Annotated in this window: 20 protein-coding genes; 6 read left to right on the top strand and 14 right to left on the bottom strand. The window is 60.0% G+C overall.

The genetic code is table 11. The features are described from left to right. Positions 1-213 precede the first annotated feature (213 nt). The gene (locus AO388_RS04445) at positions 214-1,131 is read left to right on the top strand and encodes an AraC family transcriptional regulator (RefSeq protein WP_054082346.1); all 918 of its coding nucleotides are present in this window, start codon (positions 214-216) and stop codon (positions 1,129-1,131) included. A 15-nt stretch (positions 1,132-1,146) separates the two neighbouring features. Here AO388_RS04445 and AO388_RS04440 read toward each other — a convergent pair whose 3' ends face one another. From AO388_RS04440 to AO388_RS04400, 9 genes are all read right to left on the bottom strand, one after another. After that, entirely contained in the window at positions 1,147-1,764 is a 618-nt protein-coding gene (locus tag AO388_RS04440) for a hypothetical protein (protein ID WP_058416112.1), read from the bottom strand. Positions 1,765-1,877: 113 nt separating this feature from the next. Further along, entirely contained in the window at positions 1,878-3,032 is a 1,155-nt protein-coding gene (gene argE, locus AO388_RS04435) for an acetylornithine deacetylase (RefSeq protein WP_003367518.1), read from the bottom strand. Continuing rightward, a complete protein-coding gene (locus tag AO388_RS04430; RefSeq protein ID WP_058416111.1) occupies positions 3,029-3,706 on the bottom strand; it encodes a DUF1028 domain-containing protein in 678 nt (225 codons plus the stop codon). The genes argE and AO388_RS04430 overlap by 4 nt, the downstream gene beginning before the upstream one ends. A gap of 12 nt (positions 3,707-3,718) precedes the next feature. Next, complete coding sequence (locus tag AO388_RS04425) at positions 3,719-4,135, bottom strand: RidA family protein (protein ID WP_003408344.1); 417 nt, start codon at positions 4,133-4,135, stop codon at positions 3,719-3,721. Positions 4,136-4,166: 31 nt separating this feature from the next. After that, positions 4,167-5,462: a flavin-containing monooxygenase gene (locus AO388_RS04420; RefSeq protein WP_058416110.1), complete on the bottom strand. Its 1,296-nt coding sequence runs from the start codon at positions 5,460-5,462 to the stop codon at positions 4,167-4,169. A gap of 126 nt (positions 5,463-5,588) precedes the next feature. After that, positions 5,589-6,320 (bottom strand): class II aldolase and adducin N-terminal domain-containing protein, encoded by a 732-nt coding sequence (locus AO388_RS04415; protein WP_003367530.1) that lies wholly within the window; start codon positions 6,318-6,320, stop codon positions 5,589-5,591. A 58-nt stretch (positions 6,321-6,378) separates the two neighbouring features. Next, positions 6,379-7,212 carry a transporter substrate-binding domain-containing protein gene (locus AO388_RS04410; RefSeq protein WP_003434993.1) on the bottom strand — a complete coding sequence of 278 codons (834 nt, stop codon included), beginning with the start codon at positions 7,210-7,212 and terminating at the stop codon, positions 6,379-6,381. A 26-nt stretch (positions 7,213-7,238) separates the two neighbouring features. Further along, positions 7,239-8,111 (bottom strand): phytanoyl-CoA dioxygenase family protein, encoded by an 873-nt coding sequence (locus AO388_RS04405; RefSeq protein WP_003434995.1) that lies wholly within the window; start codon positions 8,109-8,111, stop codon positions 7,239-7,241. Positions 8,112-8,135: 24 nt separating this feature from the next. Next, positions 8,136-9,656, bottom strand: coding sequence for an amino acid ABC transporter permease/ATP-binding protein (locus AO388_RS04400; protein ID WP_003435000.1), 1,521 nt, complete (start codon positions 9,654-9,656; stop codon positions 8,136-8,138). 526 nt (positions 9,657-10,182) lie between these two features. Here AO388_RS04400 and AO388_RS04395 point away from each other — a divergent pair. Continuing rightward, positions 10,183-11,046, top strand: a complete 864-nt coding sequence (locus AO388_RS04395; RefSeq protein ID WP_044310527.1) for a LysR family transcriptional regulator — start codon at positions 10,183-10,185, stop codon at positions 11,044-11,046. Positions 11,047-11,217: 171 nt separating this feature from the next. Here the strand turns inward: AO388_RS04395 and AO388_RS04390 are convergent, their stop codons facing one another. Further along, on the bottom strand, positions 11,218-11,493 hold the full coding sequence (locus AO388_RS04390; RefSeq protein ID WP_003437363.1) for an accessory factor UbiK family protein: 276 nt from the start codon (positions 11,491-11,493) through the stop codon (positions 11,218-11,220). 416 nt (positions 11,494-11,909) lie between these two features. Between AO388_RS04390 and glnK the strand changes: the two genes are divergently transcribed. The 4 genes from glnK (at position 11,910) to sutA (ending at position 14,714) form a co-directional block, all read left to right on the top strand. Continuing rightward, positions 11,910-12,248: a P-II family nitrogen regulator gene (gene glnK, locus AO388_RS04385; RefSeq protein WP_002555808.1), complete on the top strand. Its 339-nt coding sequence runs from the start codon at positions 11,910-11,912 to the stop codon at positions 12,246-12,248. Positions 12,249-12,281: 33 nt separating this feature from the next. After that, complete coding sequence (locus AO388_RS04380) at positions 12,282-13,619, top strand: ammonium transporter (RefSeq protein WP_003435008.1); 1,338 nt, start codon at positions 12,282-12,284, stop codon at positions 13,617-13,619. Positions 13,620-13,860: 241 nt separating this feature from the next. Next, a complete protein-coding gene (locus AO388_RS04375) occupies positions 13,861-14,280 on the top strand; it encodes a secondary thiamine-phosphate synthase enzyme YjbQ (RefSeq protein ID WP_003367544.1) in 420 nt (139 codons plus the stop codon). 104 nt (positions 14,281-14,384) lie between these two features. After that, the gene (gene sutA, locus AO388_RS04370) at positions 14,385-14,714 is read left to right on the top strand and encodes a transcriptional regulator SutA (protein ID WP_003367546.1); all 330 of its coding nucleotides are present in this window, start codon (positions 14,385-14,387) and stop codon (positions 14,712-14,714) included. Positions 14,715-14,784: 70 nt separating this feature from the next. Here sutA and AO388_RS04365 read toward each other — a convergent pair whose 3' ends face one another. The 4 genes from AO388_RS04365 to dapF are packed head-to-tail and all read right to left on the bottom strand — an operon-like array spanning position 14,785 to position 17,950. Then, positions 14,785-15,477: an HAD family hydrolase gene (locus AO388_RS04365; protein WP_058416109.1), complete on the bottom strand. Its 693-nt coding sequence runs from the start codon at positions 15,475-15,477 to the stop codon at positions 14,785-14,787. Next, entirely contained in the window at positions 15,470-16,369 is a 900-nt protein-coding gene (xerC, locus tag AO388_RS04360) for a tyrosine recombinase XerC (RefSeq protein ID WP_003367550.1), read from the bottom strand. Before xerC ends, AO388_RS04365 begins: the two co-directional genes overlap by 8 nt. 2 nt (positions 16,370-16,371) lie before the next feature. Beyond that, entirely contained in the window at positions 16,372-17,106 is a 735-nt protein-coding gene (locus tag AO388_RS04355; RefSeq protein ID WP_003367552.1) for a DUF484 family protein, read from the bottom strand. A 13-nt stretch (positions 17,107-17,119) separates the two neighbouring features. After that, positions 17,120-17,950 (bottom strand): diaminopimelate epimerase, encoded by an 831-nt coding sequence (gene dapF / locus AO388_RS04350; RefSeq protein ID WP_044310515.1) that lies wholly within the window; start codon positions 17,948-17,950, stop codon positions 17,120-17,122. Positions 17,951-17,953 lie beyond the last annotated feature (3 nt).

Genomic DNA, 17,953 nt, shown 5'->3' with positions numbered 1-17,953 from the left:
TCGTTGGCTCAGTTTCAGCACGCGGCTCAAACTGATTGCGATGGCCATGCTACGAGTCGCTCATCACTGCGCGCATGCCGATACCTGCGCGACACTTGCCTATTCCTGTCTGTGGGTCTGCCTTACGCTGAATCGCCGCGCAATGGCCGCTATGATGGCGTTCGATGCAAAGGAAAGGCGTGCAGCAACACTGACTTTGGGACGGGGTTCTTCATGGATACACACAATGCCGCGAGCGCTCCGGGCACCGATGTTTGCCGGGCTGAAATCATCCAGTTGCTGACGCAGCGCTTTGCGGCTCCCGGTGTTTATGAAACCGCTATTGCACCGCTGCACGTTATCCGCTGCGACGCGCCGTCCGAGCTGATTCATGCGCTGCATCGGCCAGCCCTTTGCGTGATCGTTCAAGGTCGCAAGGAGGTTGCGCTGGGCGATGAGCAGTATGTGTACGACCCGCTCAACTACCTGGTCGTCGCGGTGACTGTGCCGGTCGCCGGACGCGTGCTTGAAGCGAGTGGCGAAGCTCCCTATCTGTGTATTCGTCTGGATTTCGAGCCTGCGCACATCGCCCAGCTCATTGCGGAGGCGCCCCTGAACGGCGTTCCGGACGAGCCGCAGCGGGGCCTGTTTCTTGAGCCGATGGATCAGCCATTGCTGGAGACGGTGTTGAGGCTGGTGCGCCTGCTCGACACCCCTCGCGACATCGGCATGCTCGCGCCCCTTGCACTTAGGGAGCTCTACTACCGGCTGCTACGCGGCAACAATGGGCGGCGACTCTACGAAATCGCGGTCGGGGATTCGCAGACGCATCGCGTTACGCGGGCGGTCGACTGGCTGAACAGTCATTACACAGAGCCGCTGCGCATCGACGAGCTGGCGCGCATGGCCAACCTGGGGAATTCGACGCTGCACCACCGATTCAAGGCGTTGACGGCCATGAGCCCGTTGCAGTATCAGAAAAAGCTGCGCCTGCAAGAAGCTCGACGGCTGATCATCAATGAAGGCCTGGACGCCTCCAGCGCCTGCTATCGCGTCGGCTATGAAAGCCCTTCGCAATTCAGCAGGGAGTACAGCCGCCAGTTTGGCTGCCCGCCCTCAACAGATCTCAGTAGAGTGCGGCAGATCGGCTGACCTCCCCGTCCGGCATCAGCGACCGGGCGCGGCCAACCGCGCATATTGGTCCTGACTGATCCACCCGGTAAACGAGCGATCATTGGCACTGATGAACTCGACCTGAGCCGCGCCATCCTTGAATGCCAGAACCCCGACTACGTCATCCTTGACGATATAAGCGCCTCGGGTGGCCTTGGCATTCGGCGTTTTCTGCAGCCAGGCCTTGTCCGCGGTGACGGTCACCAGACCGACCCACTGTTTGCTGGCGGTCCGGGTCAGATCCATGCCGGTGACGATGTCCGGTACCAACACGTTCATACAGCCAGGATGCTGCTGGCCTTGCTCTATCGTCAGAACCACGCCATCAGCCGAGGCCTTTAGTGTTCCTGGGTAGACGTCATCAAGCCAGGACGACACCGCTGCGCCCTTCCCGGCCTCGACCTTGCCTTGCAGATAGAACGCACAGCTGAATGCCTCGCCGCGCGTCTCCGAGTAATAACCCTCGACTTGATGATCAGGCGTCACGGCCAGCATCAACTGCTCGTATTTGCCGGAATGCAGTGCCGAGTCCTGAGCGAAAACCGACGTGCCAACACACAGCAATAGAGTTGCGGCCAGAGACCAGCGAGTAAGGGGACGTTTGTCAGTCATGCTTCCATCCATAGAACGTTCGAGTAGCCGGGAAGAGTGGCCAGTCCATGACTGGCGCGCCGAGTCGTTAGCGTATTTCGGCGCGCAACTGTATCACTGAAATCAGGGGCGATTCATGGCTGCGACGCGAAGGCCAGTACACGTTTGAGCATCTCGTCACAGGCGTCAAGTTGCGCGACGCTGATGAACTCGTCCGGCTTGTGCCCCTGCTCCATGCTGCCCGGCCCGCAGACCACTGCCGGGATGCCTGACTGGTCGAACAACCCGCCTTCGGTTCCGAACGCCACCGTGCCGAACGCCCGGGAGCCGCAAAAACCGGCAATCAATTCCGCCGCATGGCTGTGCTGGGGAATATCCAGTCCCGGATAGCTCGACAATTCAGTGAAGCGAATCTCGCTCCGGGCACTGACCGCCTGCATGGCCGGCAACAGTTTTTGCGCGGCGTAGGTGTGCATAGAAGTGACGATCTGCTGCGGGTCCAGGGTGGGGAGCGCACGCACTTCGAAATCGAAACGACACTGTTCGGGCACAATGTTCAACGCCGTGCCGCCGCTGATTACGCCGGTCTGAATGGTCGAAAACGGCGGATCAAAGCGCTCGTCAAGGGCATCAGCTGCCCGTAATGCTTCGCCCAGGCGACCCAGTTCACCGATCAACTGCGCCGCATACTCAATGGCGTTGACGCCACTGGGCGCGTGGGCCGAGTGGCAGGCAGCACCCTGTACATCGCAGCGCACCGCGACCTTGCCTTTGTGGCCGAGTACCGGCTTCAGCTCCGTGGGTTCGCCAATCACGCATAGCATCGGCTTCACCGGCCGCGACCGCAGCGATGCCAGTAACGAGCGTACGCCCAGGCAACCCACTTCCTCGTCGTAGGACAGCGCGATATGCACCGGCATGTGCAGCGATGCCTGGGTCAGCGCCGGAACCAGCGCCAGCACGCAGGCAATGTAGCCTTTCATGTCCGCAGTGCCACGGCCGTAGAGTTTGCCATCCGCTTCGCTCAGTTCGAACGGCGGGAACGTCCATGGCTGGCCGTCGACCGGCACCACATCAGTGTGGCCGGACAATACGATGCCTGGCACGTCAGCCGGGCCGATGGTGGCGAACAGATTGGCCTTGGTTTTCTGCGCGTTGTAGATCAACTCGCAGGAGACGCCGAAGCGCTCGAGGTATTCACCCACAAAGTCGATCAGGGCCAGATTCGATTCGCGACTGGTGGTGTCGAAGGCCACCAGCCGCGCCAACAGCTCGCGGCTGGAGCTCATCGCTCGTCTCCCGGTACGCCGTAGCCTGGTGCGCCAGCCGGGTTCAGCGCGCGGTCGAGGTAATCCTGCATTTGCGGCTGGTAGGCCTGCCAAAGACTTTTCAGCTCGCCTAGCGGGTCGTGCTCGGCCCAGTCGACGCGCAGATCGACGATGGGCCAGGACTGCTCGCCCACGACTTTCAGCGCCGCCGAATGGACCGGCCCTGCTTCGCCGCCTGCTGCCAGACCGGCCTGCATCGCCTGTAGCAGACGCTCGGCCAGGTGCCCGGTTGCCTGCTCGAAGCACTGAATCATCGCGTCGATGACTGCCTGGCTCGCCAGCATGTTGCCAGCCACCACGCACTGATCGCCGCTGCCCGCGTTGTTGATGCCCAGTGTTTCGCTACCACTGAAATGCGCGACTCGCCCCTGATGATCAATCGCCGTGATCTGCCGATACTCGCTGAACGGGCTGGCGTTCATGACCTGGTCCAGCGCTTGAGAGGCAGACATGCCCTGCTCCATCAGGTCCAGCGTTTGCGGTCCCAGGGCCGGCAGTGTGATGTTCTGCGACGACACCGCGCCGACACCCGCACGCAGCCAGGGGCAACGCGCGCCTACGGCAATGCTCGACGAGCTGATGGCAATGCCCAGCTGGCCGGTTTTGGCACAGCGGGCGGCAATGGAAAAAGTCATGGGCAACAGTCCTTATTCAGGGATCACGGCGATCACGTCGATTTCCATCAGCCATTGCGGCTGCCCCAGCGCCGACACCACCAGCCCGGTGGAGATCGGGAACACGCCTTTCAGCCACTTGCCCACTTCGTGATAGACCGGCTCGCGGTAGCGCGGGTCGGTGATGTAAGTGGTGGTCTTGACGATGTGCGACAAGTCACTGCCCGCCTCTTCGAGCAATTGTTTGACGTTTTTCATCGCCTGCTGCGCCTGTGCAGCCGGATCACCGAGGCCGACCAGATTACCGTCGAAATCGGTGCCGACCTGGCCCCTGACGTACACGGTATTGCCCGCGCGCACCGCCTGACACAGGTCGTTGTTCAGGCTTTGATTGGGGTAGGTGTCCTTGGTGTTGAACATGCGGATACGAGTATGAGTCGGCGTAGTCATGGGTAACTCCTGTGGGCATTGAGCGCGATGATCAACCGTTGACGTTGCGCAACGGCACGACGGGGGCCGCACGTTTGCCGGCGTCATAGGAACGGTATTTGTGCTGCGTGGCGATCTGATCGGCGACGTGTTTGGCGTCGTGCCATACGCCCCAGATAAACGCGGAGCCGCGGCGCGACAGCCATGGCAGGCCGACGAAGTACAGGCCTTGCTCGCAGGACACGCCGCGCTGGTGACGAGGTTTGCCTTTGCTGTCGAAGGCATCGACCTGCAGCCAGCTGTAATCCAGGGCATAGCCGGTGGCCCAGATGATCGACGTGACGCCTGACTCGATCAGGTCCAGCTCGCTGAGCGGATGGGTGATGCACGGCGCATCCGCCACGCGTTCACGGGCCGACGGCTCCAGCGGCAGGTCCAGGCCGTTGCGTGCGGCGTAGGCATCAGCGGCATCGAGCAGCGACAGGTAGTTCGCGTCGCCACTGTCGAGGTTGCTCACCAGATCGTTCTGGAAGTGCACCTTGTTGCCGACGAAGCTTTCGGTCAGGCCCACGAGGTTCATTCCGGCCTGAGCCAGCCGGCGGAAGTCGACCGTGTAGCCGCCCCTTGCACCACTGACCGCAATGGTCACGTGTTCCTTGCCGGGCTGCATGGTTTCGCTGTCCCACAACCCCAGCACACCCATCCACCAGCAGAAGTCCCGGCCGCGATAGGCGCGCGGCGGACGGTCGTGAGGGCCGACCGACAAGTACACTTTGCGACCCGAGAGCAGCAGCTCCTCGGCGATTTGCACACCCGAGGAACCAGCGCCGACCACCAGTACGCCGCCCTCGGGCAGTTGTTGCGGATTGAAATAGTGCGCCGAGTGGATCTGATGAAGCGCCTCGTTAACCGGCGCAATCGGCGGGATGACCGGTTTCTGGAACGGCCCTGTCGCCGAGATCAGATGATTGACCACATAGGTGCCGGCACTGGTTTCGACGGTAAAGCCTGCACGCCCGGTATTGCGGGTAACGCGCTTGACCTCGACGCCGGTCTTGATCGGCGCATTGAATTTGCGGGCATAGCGCTCGAAGTACTCGGCCACTTGCTCCTTGCCCGCAAACCCGTCCTGATCCATGGCGAATTCAAGGCCGGGAAACCGGTCATGCCAGGCCGGACCGTTGGCTACCAGCGAGTCCCAGCGGCCACTGCGCCACGCCTCGGCAACGCGGTGTTTTTCAAGCACCAGGTGCTCGATGCCAAGACGGCTCAGGTGTTCGCTGGTGGCCACTCCGGCCTGTCCTGCACCTACGACGAGCGTATCGATTTCTATGATTTTTTCTGTCATCTCGGCATCCCTCGACAGGTGGCTTACGACCTGTTGGACGTAATGAAAAGTGTTGAAACGTCGATGCGCGGGCGCAAAAAGCCCTACGCCATCCGCAGACGCGCATCCAGTCAGTAGCAGGGGCGATCAGTCGACCAAAGAGGGGTCAGCCTGAATCATCAGCAGTTTCATTTCCTCGAAGTGCTGATGAGAGAAATCCGTAATCTTCTGCCAGTCACGGGCGGTCTTCTCGGCGACATCGTCCGCCAGCACCTTGAGCGGCTGGCCGGTGGACCAGGCCGTCACCAGAATCTGGCAAGCGCGCTCCAGGGTCCAGATGTCATCGAAGGCTTCGCCAACGGTGGGCGCGGTGACGATCACACCGTGGTTGCCCATCAACAAGCGGCTCTTGTCCTCCAGCAAACCGGCCAGTCGAGCGCCCTCGGCGGTCGTGTCGGCCATGCCGCCGTAAAGCTCGTCTACCGCGATGCGGTTGAAGTAGCGCGCAGTGTTCTGATCGATGGGCGGAATATGCGGCTTGGCCAGGCACGCCACGGCTGTGGTGTAGACCGGGTGCAAGTGCAGCACCACGCGCGCATCGGGCAGACGCTGGTGGACCTGGCCGTGAATGGACCATGCCGTCGCATCGACATCAGGGCGATGCGCCGCGTCGGCATCATCGGCGTCGAGCAGCAACAGATCGCTGGCACGTATGCGTGAAAAATGTTTCCACTTCGGGTTGAGCAAAAACTGTTTGCCATCCGCCGAAATGGCCGCGCTGAAGTGGTTGGCGACCGCTTCATGCATACCCAGATGGGCGATGATGCGGAACGTCGCGGCCAGGTCTATGCGCGTCTGCTCTTCGAAATTAAGGGCCATGCTAATTGCTCTCCGGTCGAGCGTGCCTGCCGAACCTGCCAGGCACGTCCTTTGGTTGTCAGGGCTTGGGCATCAGGGCGGCGATGTCATCGGCTGTCGGTGCCTGGAACTTGTATTTCTCCAGCAACGCGGCGTATTCCGGGGTCTTGCTGTACTTCTCAAGGCCGTCTTCCAGGGCCTTGCGGACCTCGTCGTTGCCCTTCTTCACGCCAAAGCCGTTGAGCACCGGGTAAATCAGGGTTTCGGAAGAAATCACCACCCGGCTACCCAGTTTTTCGACCACGCCGCGGGCGACGGCTGCGTCAGTGATCTGCGCTTCGACGGCATGGGCCAGCATGGCCTGGGTGGTCTGTGGGTCGGTGCCGTACTCGCTGATGGCGATTGGTTGCAGGCCGTTCTTCACGCAGTAGTCGGTCGAGAGTTTCTGCAGTTGTTGCAGCCAGGAAGTGGCCGCCATGGAGCCGATCTTGTGGCCACAGAAGTCCTCTGGCGTCTTGGGCTGATAGTCGCTGCCCTTGACCGACAGAATCGCCTCGCCGCTTTTCAGGTAAGGAATCATGTCGATGACTTTCAGGCGGTCGACGGTGATGTACATCGACGAGTTGGTGATGTCGAAACGTCCGCCCTGCAGCCCGCCGATCAGATTGGGAAAGCGCGTGTCGATGTTCTCGGCCTTGAGCCCCATGACCTTTGCCAGGCCGTCGAGAAACTCGATGTCGAAACCGGCGGGACGGTTCTTGTCCATGTATTCATAGGGGAAGAACGTCATGTCCGAGCCGGCGATGATCTTGCCGGGCTGCTGGAAAGCCGAAGCGGCAGACGAGGACATGGCAACCACCGCGCCCAGCAAAGCCAGGGCTACGGGACGAACAATCAGAGCTGACAGCTTCATAGGTATTCCTCGTGGAGTCATGGAGATCAGGCAACGGCGGCGTCTTTTCCGGCTTGCTGCACGAAAAATGAAGCACCCTTGGGTTTCTGCGGCAGGCGGATATGGTTCTCGGTGCTGCGTACCAGACCGCTCTCCTGGCCAGCGACCATCAACCCGGCATGCTCGCTGGGCAAGGGGTTCTCACCGAACGGCAATGCGTCTTCAGCCGCATAGACGCTGATGAACAGCGTGCGCGGGAACTCGGTTTCGTTGGGGCTTGAAGCATGCAGCAGGCGTGTGTGCATGAAGCACACCGAGCCCGACGGGCCATAGCAGGCGACCGGTTGCTGGCAATGCTGTTCAACCACCGCATCTTCCACGGCACCGGTGAAACGCTCGTTCTGCCAATGCGACCAAAGCGCCTGCTTATGGCTGCCCGGCGCGACGTTCAGCGGGCCGTTTTCGGGGGTCACATCGCTGATCATCAGCAACGCGGTAACCAAGTCATCGTTGCTGTGCGGTGTGAAGAGGAAGTCCTGATGCCACTTCACCTGAGTCGCGGTGTGCGGCAGCTTGGAGTTGATCTTGCTGTGATGAAAACGGGTGCCATTGCCGCCGATCAGCTGCGCCGCGATGGCTGCCATCCGTGACTGGAATGCTGCGTGCTGGTAGGCCGGCGAGATCTCCGTGGGCGAAGCCACGCGGCGCAGCGACGGGTGATCCGGCCGATGATCGCTTTCGATGTCGAAGCGCGGACGTCCGTCCTGAGTCTGCCCCCAGGCCTGACTCTGACTGCGGCTGTCGTCGACCCACTGGTCGAAGTCCTGCTGAAGCGCTGCCACTTCATCGGCTGCCAGCACGCCCTCCACTACCAGAAAACCCTGCTCGTGAAACTGGTCAATCTGCCATTGCTCGATCATGTTCTTCTCCTTTTCAACAAGGCCTCAGGCCAGTGAGACATCTTTAAGAAAGGCTTCAACGCGGGGGTGCTGGCCGTCGCGTAGCGCCTGGGGTTTGTCATCGCAGATCACGCGTCCCTTCTCCATAAAGACGATGCGGTCAGAGACCTTGAAGGCGAAGTTCATTTCATGGGTCACGATGACCATCGTGATGCCTTCCTGGGCCAGGGTTTCAATGACCTGCAACACCTCGTTGACCTTCTCCGGGTCAAGCGCCGAGGTGGGCTCGTCGAACAGCATGATTTGCGGGCGCATCATCAGGGCGCGAGCGATGGCGACACGTTGCTGCTGGCCACCCGACAACTGATGCGGGTATTTCCAGGCGTGCTCCAGCATCCCGACCTTGTTCAGCAATTCGTAGGCCTGCTGCTTGAGCTCGGGGACCGGCGCCAGGCGGTGATAACGCGGGGCCAGCAGCAGGTTGTTCAACACCGTCAGGTGCGGAAACAGGTTGAAGCTCTGAAACACCATGCCGATGTTCAGGCGGTAGGCGGCGTTCTCCACGTAACGCGGCTTTTGCGCGCCCTGGCGAACCAGGTGAATGAATGGCTGGCCGTTGATCTTGATGTCGCCGTTGTCGATCTGCTCAAGGCCATTGAGCAGCCGGATCAGCGTGGTTTTGCCCGAGCCTGATGGGCCGATCACCGACACCACCTCGCCGGAATTGATCTGCAGGCTGACCGCACCGAGCACCTCGATGTCGTTGTACGCTTTGTGCAGTCGCGTCGCTTGCAGTGCCGGCCCTTCGAAGTCGATGACAGGACGAGCGACAACCGCCGATTTGCGGCTGGCCAGCTCAAGCATTTCGGCGTCCGGCGTGCGGGTCACCTTGTGCTGCGTGACGTCCAGATAGCGCTCCAGGCGTTTGAGCAGGAAGTCGAATACGGTCACGATCAGCACGTAATAGAACGCCACGGCCGCCATGGTTTCCATCACCAGAAAGTTCTGCGAATACAGGCGCTGACCGACCATCAGGATCTCGGTCAGCGAGATCACTGAAACCAGTGAACTGAGTTTGACGATGGAGATGTATTCGTTGGTCAGCGACGGCAGCGCCACACGCAGCGCCTGCGGGATCACGATCCGCCATTGCGTGCCCACGAAACGCAGGCCCAGTGCCCGGGCAGCTTCGGTCTGGCCCTTGGCGATGGACAGCAGGCCGCCGCGATGAATTTCCGCGACGTAGGCCGTTTCACACATCACCATGGCAATCAGGCCGGCCCAGAACGGATTGGCCAGCACCGCCGAGGTAGCGGGTACTGCCTGTGGCAAGTTGTAGACAAAGATCAGCAGTACCAGTAACGGTAAACTGCGAAATAACCAGATATAGGCTTTGGCCGGCAAGTTGATCAGCGGCAAAGATGATTGTTTGGCCAGCGCGAGAACAAAACCCAGAACAATACTGATGACCCAGGTCAGTACACTGAGTTGAATGACCGTCCAGGTGGCCATCCAGAATTCCGTATCGCTGAACAGGCCAAACATGTATTTCCAATCAAACGTCATTGTCGGCTCGCTCGGCAAATTGAATAGTGATGGGCGACGTCCTGTTGAAGTTGAAACGGGACGCTGTCCGTTTGCCCTTCTGAAGCCATCATGATTGATGCCAGGTCCGGTAGCCAAATAGTAAGTTTTGGCCCGCAGCATAGGAAAATCCTAAGCAGAGATGCCTGTATTCATCTTCAGGGTGGCAGCGCGTTAAAAAGGCTTAGTGATGCTTTAGTGTCACACCGAGTGGATTGCACACTTTTAGGGCGATTGAATAAAGACGCCGCGATAATCGCTCGTAATAGGTGCGCCGCCCGCATTTGCGGGCTTGTCTGGCAAGCGCCTATTATTTAGGGATGCTGCTGAATGACCATGGCCAGCGGCGGGCTCAACTAATACCGCAAGACGCAAGCGGCTGGCACGCTCCTCGCTAAGCATAGGTAAAAGCTATTCAAGTGCAGCCGTCCAGGGTCTGCTCAGCACGAGGTAACACGTGGCTCACTTCACCTTGAAACAGCTCAAGTATTTCGTGACAGCGGTCGAAATGGACAGCATTGCCGAGGCCTCGCGACAGTTGCATATTTCGCAGCCGTCTATTTCCGTCGCCATCAAAAACCTCGAAGAAGCCTTCAATCAGCCGCTGTTTGTCCGTCACCACGCTCAAGGTGTTTCGCTAACTTCCGGTGGCGGGAAAGTGTATGAGAAAGCCAAAGAGTTGCTGCGACTTTCCGAAGAGCTCGAACAAAACTCCCGGGCTGAAAACAAACATGTTTCCGGCACTATCGCCATTGGCTGTTTTGAATCGGCCGCCCCGCTTTACATGCCCAGACTGGTGGCCGGTTTCAAGCGCTTATACCCGGACGTCACCATTCAGCTCTATGACGGCGAGCAACATGAACTGATGCACGGGCTGCACCGTGGGCGCTTCGATCTGGCGTTTCTGTACGACCTGGAACTGGGAACCACGATCAACAAGGAGGAATTGAATGCACCGCACAAGCCCTATGCGCTGCTGCCGGCAGCCCACCCTCTGGCGAAGAAAAAAACCGTGACCTTGCTGGAGCTGAGCCACGAACCGATGATCCTGCTCGACGCCGTACCCAGCAGGACCTACTTCATCGATATCTTCACGGAAAAGGGCTACGCGCCGGTGGTCGCGTACAGTTCACCATCGATCGAAATGGTGCGCTGTATGGTCGGCCAGGGTCTGGGGTTTTCGGTGCTGGTCACACGGCCCAGAACCAACATGACCTACGACGGCGAGCTGCTGGTGCAGCTCGATATCGAAGACGACATGCCCGCCTCCACCCTGGTCATGGCCTACCTGCGCAACAACCAGCCAACCCGTGCGACACGCCTGTTCATGGATTACTGCCGGACCATCGAGCTGGCACCGCCTGCAGCCTGAAGGCGCTTGCGAATCGTGCAACGAATGCTGGCTGAACCTGCAACTTACTCACCACCTGAGCAAGACAGAAATGGAAAAGGCCGTTCAGATTCGCGAGCAGGTCAGGTGCCTGGCTCGCTGTGCATGACAATGTTCAGCGCTGCAGCGCACTGACTGCAAAACAAGGAAAGCTTATTCGGCTTTTTCAGTCCCTGCCGCCCCGCCAGCCTTCTCTTCCAGCTCGGCCATCTTGGCCTCCAGCGCTTCCAGACGGGCGCGGGTGCGGGCGAGGACGGCCATCTGGCTGTCGAACTCTTCACGGCTGACCAGATCCAGTTTGCTGAAGCCACTTTGCAGCAGGGCCTTGAACTGGGTTTCGAATTCGCTGCGCGGTACAGGCGTTTCGCCATTGAACAGGCGAGAGGCGTGGCCGCTGAGAGCGTCAAGAAAGGCTTTGGGCGCGAGCATGGTGATTTTCCTGAATCAGAGGGCGGCAGTGTAACACGCAGTGTCTATAGTCACTTCCAGGTGCGCGATGCACGCTTATGGAGCGCGATGACGGGCACATGAGCACCATTGCTGTGCATTCGCTCCTTGATGGACCCTGCAAGGTCGTGCAAAACCAGCCCAAGAGCCTGTATTCAATGAATATTCGCGAGATGGCAAGCTTTCTGCTTAGTGGCTTATGACCCATGCACTGATGCAGTCGCTGTGACGAATGCAGTGCGGCAGGCGGAGCGGGGAAGTGTTTCGTCAGAAGCGGTTTTCTGGAGTTGGTCTGGCCTGATCAGGCGGCCAGCACGTTACAAAGCCAGACACTGCGCTTAGACTTGAGTCGGGTTTGTTTTCCTGGGGCAAGTCCACCAAATTCGGGAGAAAGTTTCATGAAGCTAGTCACTGCCATCATCAAGCCGTTCAAACTGGATGACGTGCGCGAGTCGTTGTCTGAAATCGGCGTGCAGGGCATCACCGTCACTGAAGTCAAAGGCTTCGGGCGTCAGAAGGGTCACACTGAGCTTTATCGCGGTGCTGAATACGTCGTCGACTTCCTTCCCAAAGTGAAGATCGATGTCGCCATCGATGACAAGGATCTGGATCGTGTCATCGAAGCCATAACCAAGGCTGCCAACACTGGCAAGATCGGTGACGGCAAGATTTTCGTGGTCAATCTGGAACAGGCCATCCGCATCCGTACCGGCGAGACCGATACAGACGCTATTTAAGCCGCCAAACCCAACGCCCCAGGAGAAAACAATATGACTCTGCGTCAATTCGCAGGGCTCGGTGCCCTGTTGTCCCTCGCATTACCTGGTCTTGCCCTGGCGGCTGACCCAGTGGCCGAGCCGGTGCTGAACTCTGGCGACACTGCATGGATGCTGACCTCGACCGCTCTGGTCCTGTTCATGACCATCCCCGGTCTCGCGCTGTTCTACGGCGGCATGGTTCGTTCCAAGAACATTCTGTCGGTGATGATGCAGTGCTTCGCCATCACCGGCCTGATCAGCATCCTGTGGGTCGTCTACGGCTACAGCATCGCGTTTGACACAACCGGCATGGAAGCGGGCGTCGTCAACTTCAATTCCTTCTTTGGCGGTATGGGTAAAGCGTTCCTGGCAGGCATCACGCCGGCAAGCATTACCGGTCCTGCTGCGTTGTTCCCTGAGGCGGTGTTCGTCACCTTCCAGATGACCTTCGCAATCATCACCCCTGCCCTGATTGTCGGTGCTTTCGCAGAACGCATGAAGTTCTCCGCGATGCTGGTGTTCATGGGTATCTGGTTCACTCTGGTCTACGCGCCAATCGCCCACATGGTCTGGGGCGGCGTCGGTGGTTTGCTGTGGGACTGGGGCGTTCTGGACTTCGCTGGCGGCACCGTCGTACACATCAACGCCGGTATAGCCGGTCTGGTGGCCTGCCTAGTACTGGGCAAGCGCAAAGGCTTCCCGACCACGCCGATGGCACCGCACAACCTGGGTTACACCCTGATCGGCGCAGCGATGCTCTGGGTCGGCTGGTTCGGCTTCAACGCCGGCTCCGCGGCTGCAGCCAACGGCACTGCCGGTATGGCCATGCTGGTTACTCAAATCGCTACCGCGGCCGCCGCACTGGGCTGGATGTTCGCCGAGTGGCTGACTCACGGTAAGCCAAGTGCTCTGGGTATCGCTTCGGGCGTGGTTGCCGGTCTGGTTGCCATTACCCCTGCCGCCGGTACCGTTGGCCCGATGGGCGCTTTGATCATCGGTCTGGCAGCGGGCGTGATCTGCTTCTTCTGCGCAACCAGCCTCAAGCGCAAGCTGGGCTACGACGACTCCCTGGATGCGTTCGGCGTTCACGGCATCGGCGGTATCGTCGGCGCGATCCTGACCGGCGTGTTCGCAGCACCTGCACTGGGCGGTTTCGGCACCGTGACTGACATCGGTGCTCAGGTCTGGATTCAATTCAAGGGCGTTGCGTTCACCGTTGTCTACACCGCAATCGTGACCTTCATCATCCTCAAGGTGCTGGATGCGGTCATGGGGCTGCGCGTCACCGACGAGGAAGAGTCTGTCGGTCTGGACCTTGCGCAACACAACGAGCGTGGCTACAACTTGTAAGCTTCGGCCTACGCAAAAAAGAATGCCCGGTCTCCGGGCATTTTTTTGTCTGACGTTTGTGGATATACCGCCGCTTTTTGCTGTCATTGATCTTGCCCGTGTCAATGATTTCGGCACCGTGACGCAGCGCAGGTAACGAGGTTGCGACAGTCTTCGTCAACTTGCAGGGAAGCCGGTTTATTGCGCGCTTTGCTTTTTTCTCAGTCGAGTTAGAATGCGCGCCGAAGGTGCGGAGAACGGTATGTGGCATCAATCCAGGATTGCCTTGCGGGCCAGGCCCCGCGGGTTCCATCTGGTGACTGACGAGATAGTCGCGGGTTTGCCCGCATTACGCGATTGTCGTGTCGGGCTACTGCATGTATGGCTGCAACATACCTCGGCTTCGTTGACCGTCAACGAAAATGCCGATCCGGCGGTACGTCGCGACTTTGAGCGTTTTTTCAACCGTCTGGTGCCCCAGGGCGTGGACGGCTACGAACATGACGACGAAGGCCCTGATGACTTGCCAGCGCATTTCAAGGCCAGTCTGCTGGGCTGCCAGTTGCTGTTGCCGGTTACGGCTGGGCGACTGGCGCTGGGCACCTGGCAAGGTATTTACCTGGGCGAACATCGAGACGCTGGTGGATCTCGTAACGTCCTGGCCACCCTTCAGGGTGAGTAGACATCACCGCTGAGATCAGCGGTTGTTGAATTTTTCCGATCGCCTTAGCATTTCCGGGCGGTTGGGCTATAACTAATCAGCTTTCGCAAGTCATGAGGTACAACATGAGCGACGACGACGATATTAAGGATGATCTGGAAGACGATCTGGACGGCGAAGAAGACGATGGTCTCGCAGCTGCCTCCCCGGAAGACGAAGCAGCCGAACCAGACGATTCCGACGTTCCGGCGGCACCCGCAAAAGGCAAGGCCAAGGCTGCTGTCTCGGTCGATGAACTGCCCAGCGTAGAAGCCAAGAACAAGGAACGTGATGCGCTGGCACGTGCCATGGAAGAATTCCTGGCGCGTGGCGGCAAGGTGCAGGAAGTGGAGGCCAACGTGGTCGCCGATCCGCCCAAGAAGCCTGACAACAAATACGGTAGCCGCCCTATCTGAGGCTGCATGGCTGTATGAGGAAAGCCCGCCGTCGCTGCGGGCTTTTCTATGCGCGCCTGTCAGTGCGCTTTCAGGCCCAGCGCGCCAGCACCTCGGGCAGTTGCGACAGGTTGTGGATCTCGGCATCCGGCAGTCGATCCGCATCCCAGGCCTTGCCCTGCGGGTTGTACCAGATGGCGCGCATGCCAGCCTGCTGGGCGCCTGCGATATCGTCCATGGGGTGGTCGCCGACATGCACCGCCGAGCCGGCATCGACCCTTGCGCGGCGTAGCGCCTCCACGAACGGCGCCGGGTCAGGCTTGCCGATGCCCAGGTCCTCGGCGCACAGCGCGAAGGCAAAGTAGTCTGCCAGTCCCAAACGACGCACATCAGCATTGCCATTGGTAATCACGCCCAGCGTGAAGGTCTTGGCAAGAATTTCCAGCATCGGTTGCACCTCAGGGAAAATCTGCACCTGATGGCGGCCATGCAGGAAGACCTCAAAGCCCCGGTCGGCCAGGTCCTGTGCCACGTCAGCGTCGTAACCGGCATCTTCGAGTGCATGGAACAGCACGCGGCGGCGCAAGGCGCTGATGCGGTGCTTGAAGGACGGGTCTTCAGCCACGAGACGCGAGCGGATTTCCCACAGGTGCTCGACAGGAACCGCCCCCAGCCTGGGCGCGTGTTCGCCCAGCCAGTCACGCAATGTGACCTCGGCACCGGCAATGGCAGGAGCGGTGTCCCAGAGCGTGTCGTCAAGATCAAACGTCACCAGCTTAATCATCTGCAGCTCCTTTACGTTTGGCTCGGGGGTGGGCGCTGTCATAAACAGTAGCCAAATGCTGGAAATCCAGGTGCGTGTATATCTGCGTGGTCTTGATATCCGCATGACCCAGCAATTCCTGCACGGCGCGCAAGTCCTGTGACGATTCGAGCAGATGGCTGGCGAAGGAGTGACGCAGCATGTGCGGGTGCAGATTCTGCCCCAGCTCTCGCTCACCGGCCGCCTTGAGTCGCACCTGAATCGCGCGCGGGCCCAAGCGCCTGCCTTGCAGGCTGACAAATACCGCATCGTCCTGCGGATGGGTCAGGGCGCGTAACGGCAACCAGACTTCCAGTGCCTGGCGCGCCTTGCTGCCCACAGGCAATACGCGGGTCTTGCTGCCCTTCCCCAGCACCTGCACCAGACCGTCGCGCAGGTCCAGTTGATCGAGGTTCAAGCCGGTCAGTTCGGACAATCGCAACCCTGATGAGTAAAGCAGCTCCAGAATGGCCTGATCGCGGTGCGCCAGAAAATCATCTTCAACGCCGCCGTCCAGCAATTGTGCGGTGCGGTCGGTGTCCAGGGTCTTGGGCAGACGCCGCTCGCCCTTGGGCGGTGACAGGCCGTTTGCCGGGTCGTGCTGGCAGATGCCTTCGCGATTGAGGTACTTATAGAAGCCGCGCACCGCCGACAGCATCCGCGCCAAGCTGCGCGAGGACTGGCCCTGCTGGTGCTGGCGGGCGGTGAAGCTGCGCAGGTGCTGGATATCGAGGTCACTCCAGCTCGACAACCGGGCCTTCTGGCAATACGCCAGAACCTTGCCCAGATCGCGCCGGTAGGCTTCCAGCGTGTGAGGCGACACCTGGCGCTCACTGCGCAGGTGCATGCAGTAGGCGTCCAGATGCTGTTCCATGGCTAGCGAACCGAGCGTAATGAGTGGGCGAAGCGCGGCAGCAGGCGGCTCAGCACGTCGGCGATATAGCTGAGAAACAGGGTGCCGACCGAGCTTTTGTAATGCTGCGGATCGCGGCTGCCGATGGCCAGCACGCCATGCAGGCCCAGATGATTGAGGCTGGCGATGGCGGTCGAACCGACCTCCTTGCCCTGTTCTGCACCAAACAGAAATGCCAGTTCATGCTCACGCAGGGCGCCGCAGATGATCTTCTCGCCAATCAGGCCGCCGATGGCTTTCTGTGCTTCGGCACCGCTGACCCAGCGCCCCACGGGCATCGGGCTGTCGCTGAACAGGATCAGGCTGACGAAGGGCACCTGAAAGTCCTGACGCAGGCTGTCTTCGACGGCGATGACCAGCTCGTCCAGGCTGGTCGCATCCATCAGCGCGAGGTTCAGGCGTCGGGTCTTCTCGAACAGGCGGTCGTTGTCCCGTGCGACGTCCATCAATTGCGACAGGCGATGGCGCATTTCGATATTGCGCTCGCGCAGCAGCTTGAGCTGACGTTCGACCAGCGAAACGGTGTCGCCACGCTGGTGCGGGATGCGCATCGACACCAGCAGCTCGTCGTGCTCGGCGAAGAAGTCCGGGTGCTCGAGCAGGAAGGCGATGACCGCCTCTGCTTCAAGGTCTGGCGCTGCGCTATCGACAGGCGATTCGCAGGGGGTGCCTGTTGAAGCGGGAGGTTGATCGGTCATGGTACTTACTCACTCAAAGACGAACTTGGCCTTCATAAACCCTGACTGCGGGGCCGGTCATCATGACAGAATGTCCCGGCCCAGCCCATTCGATGGACAGGCGCCCTCCGGGCAGGTCGATCAGCAGTGGCGAATCCATCCAGCCCTGACTGATGGCAGCGACAGCCGCCGCACAGGCACCGGTTCCACACGCCTGGGTTTCCCCGGCGCCGCGTTCCCAGACACGCAATTGCGCCCGCTGACGGTCTACAACGTGGAGAAAGCCGACGTTGACCCGGGCCGGAAAGCGCGGGTGATGCTCGATCTTCGGCCCCAGCTCATGCACCGGTGCGTTATTGATGTCATCGACCCGCAGCACGGCATGCGGATTGCCCATGGACACAGCCGCCATTTCGATACTCTGTCCGTCGACGTCAACGGTGTAACAGGTGGCCTGCTCCGCTGCTTCGAAAGGTATCTCTTCGGGGACAAACCTTGGCGGTCCCATGTCGACGCTGATCTGCCCGTCGCTGCGGATATCCAGTTCGATGATGCCGCTCTTGGTCTCGACGCGGATCTGCTTCTTGGCCGTCAGACGCTTGTCGAGTACAAAACGGGCAAAGCAGCGCGCGCCGTTGCCGCATTGTTCGACTTCGGAGCCGTCGGAATTGAAGATTCGATAGCGAAAGTCCACATCCGGGTTGTTCGGCGCCTCGACCAGCAAAAGCTGATCGAAACCGATACCGGTGTGGCGGTCGCCCCATTGTTTGGCGTGCTTGGGCAAGATATGCGCGTGCTGACTCACAAGGTCAAGGACCATGAAGTCGTTACCCAGCCCGTGCATCTTGGTAAAACGCAGCAGCATGGG

Origin of the sequence: Pseudomonas sp. ICMP 10191, assembly GCF_001467335.1 — a bacterium.
Lineage (GTDB): Bacteria > Pseudomonadota > Gammaproteobacteria > Pseudomonadales > Pseudomonadaceae > Aquipseudomonas > Aquipseudomonas cerasi.
Note: the sequence above shows the minus strand (reverse complement) of the source record. Positions and strands in the feature narration are given on the sequence as shown.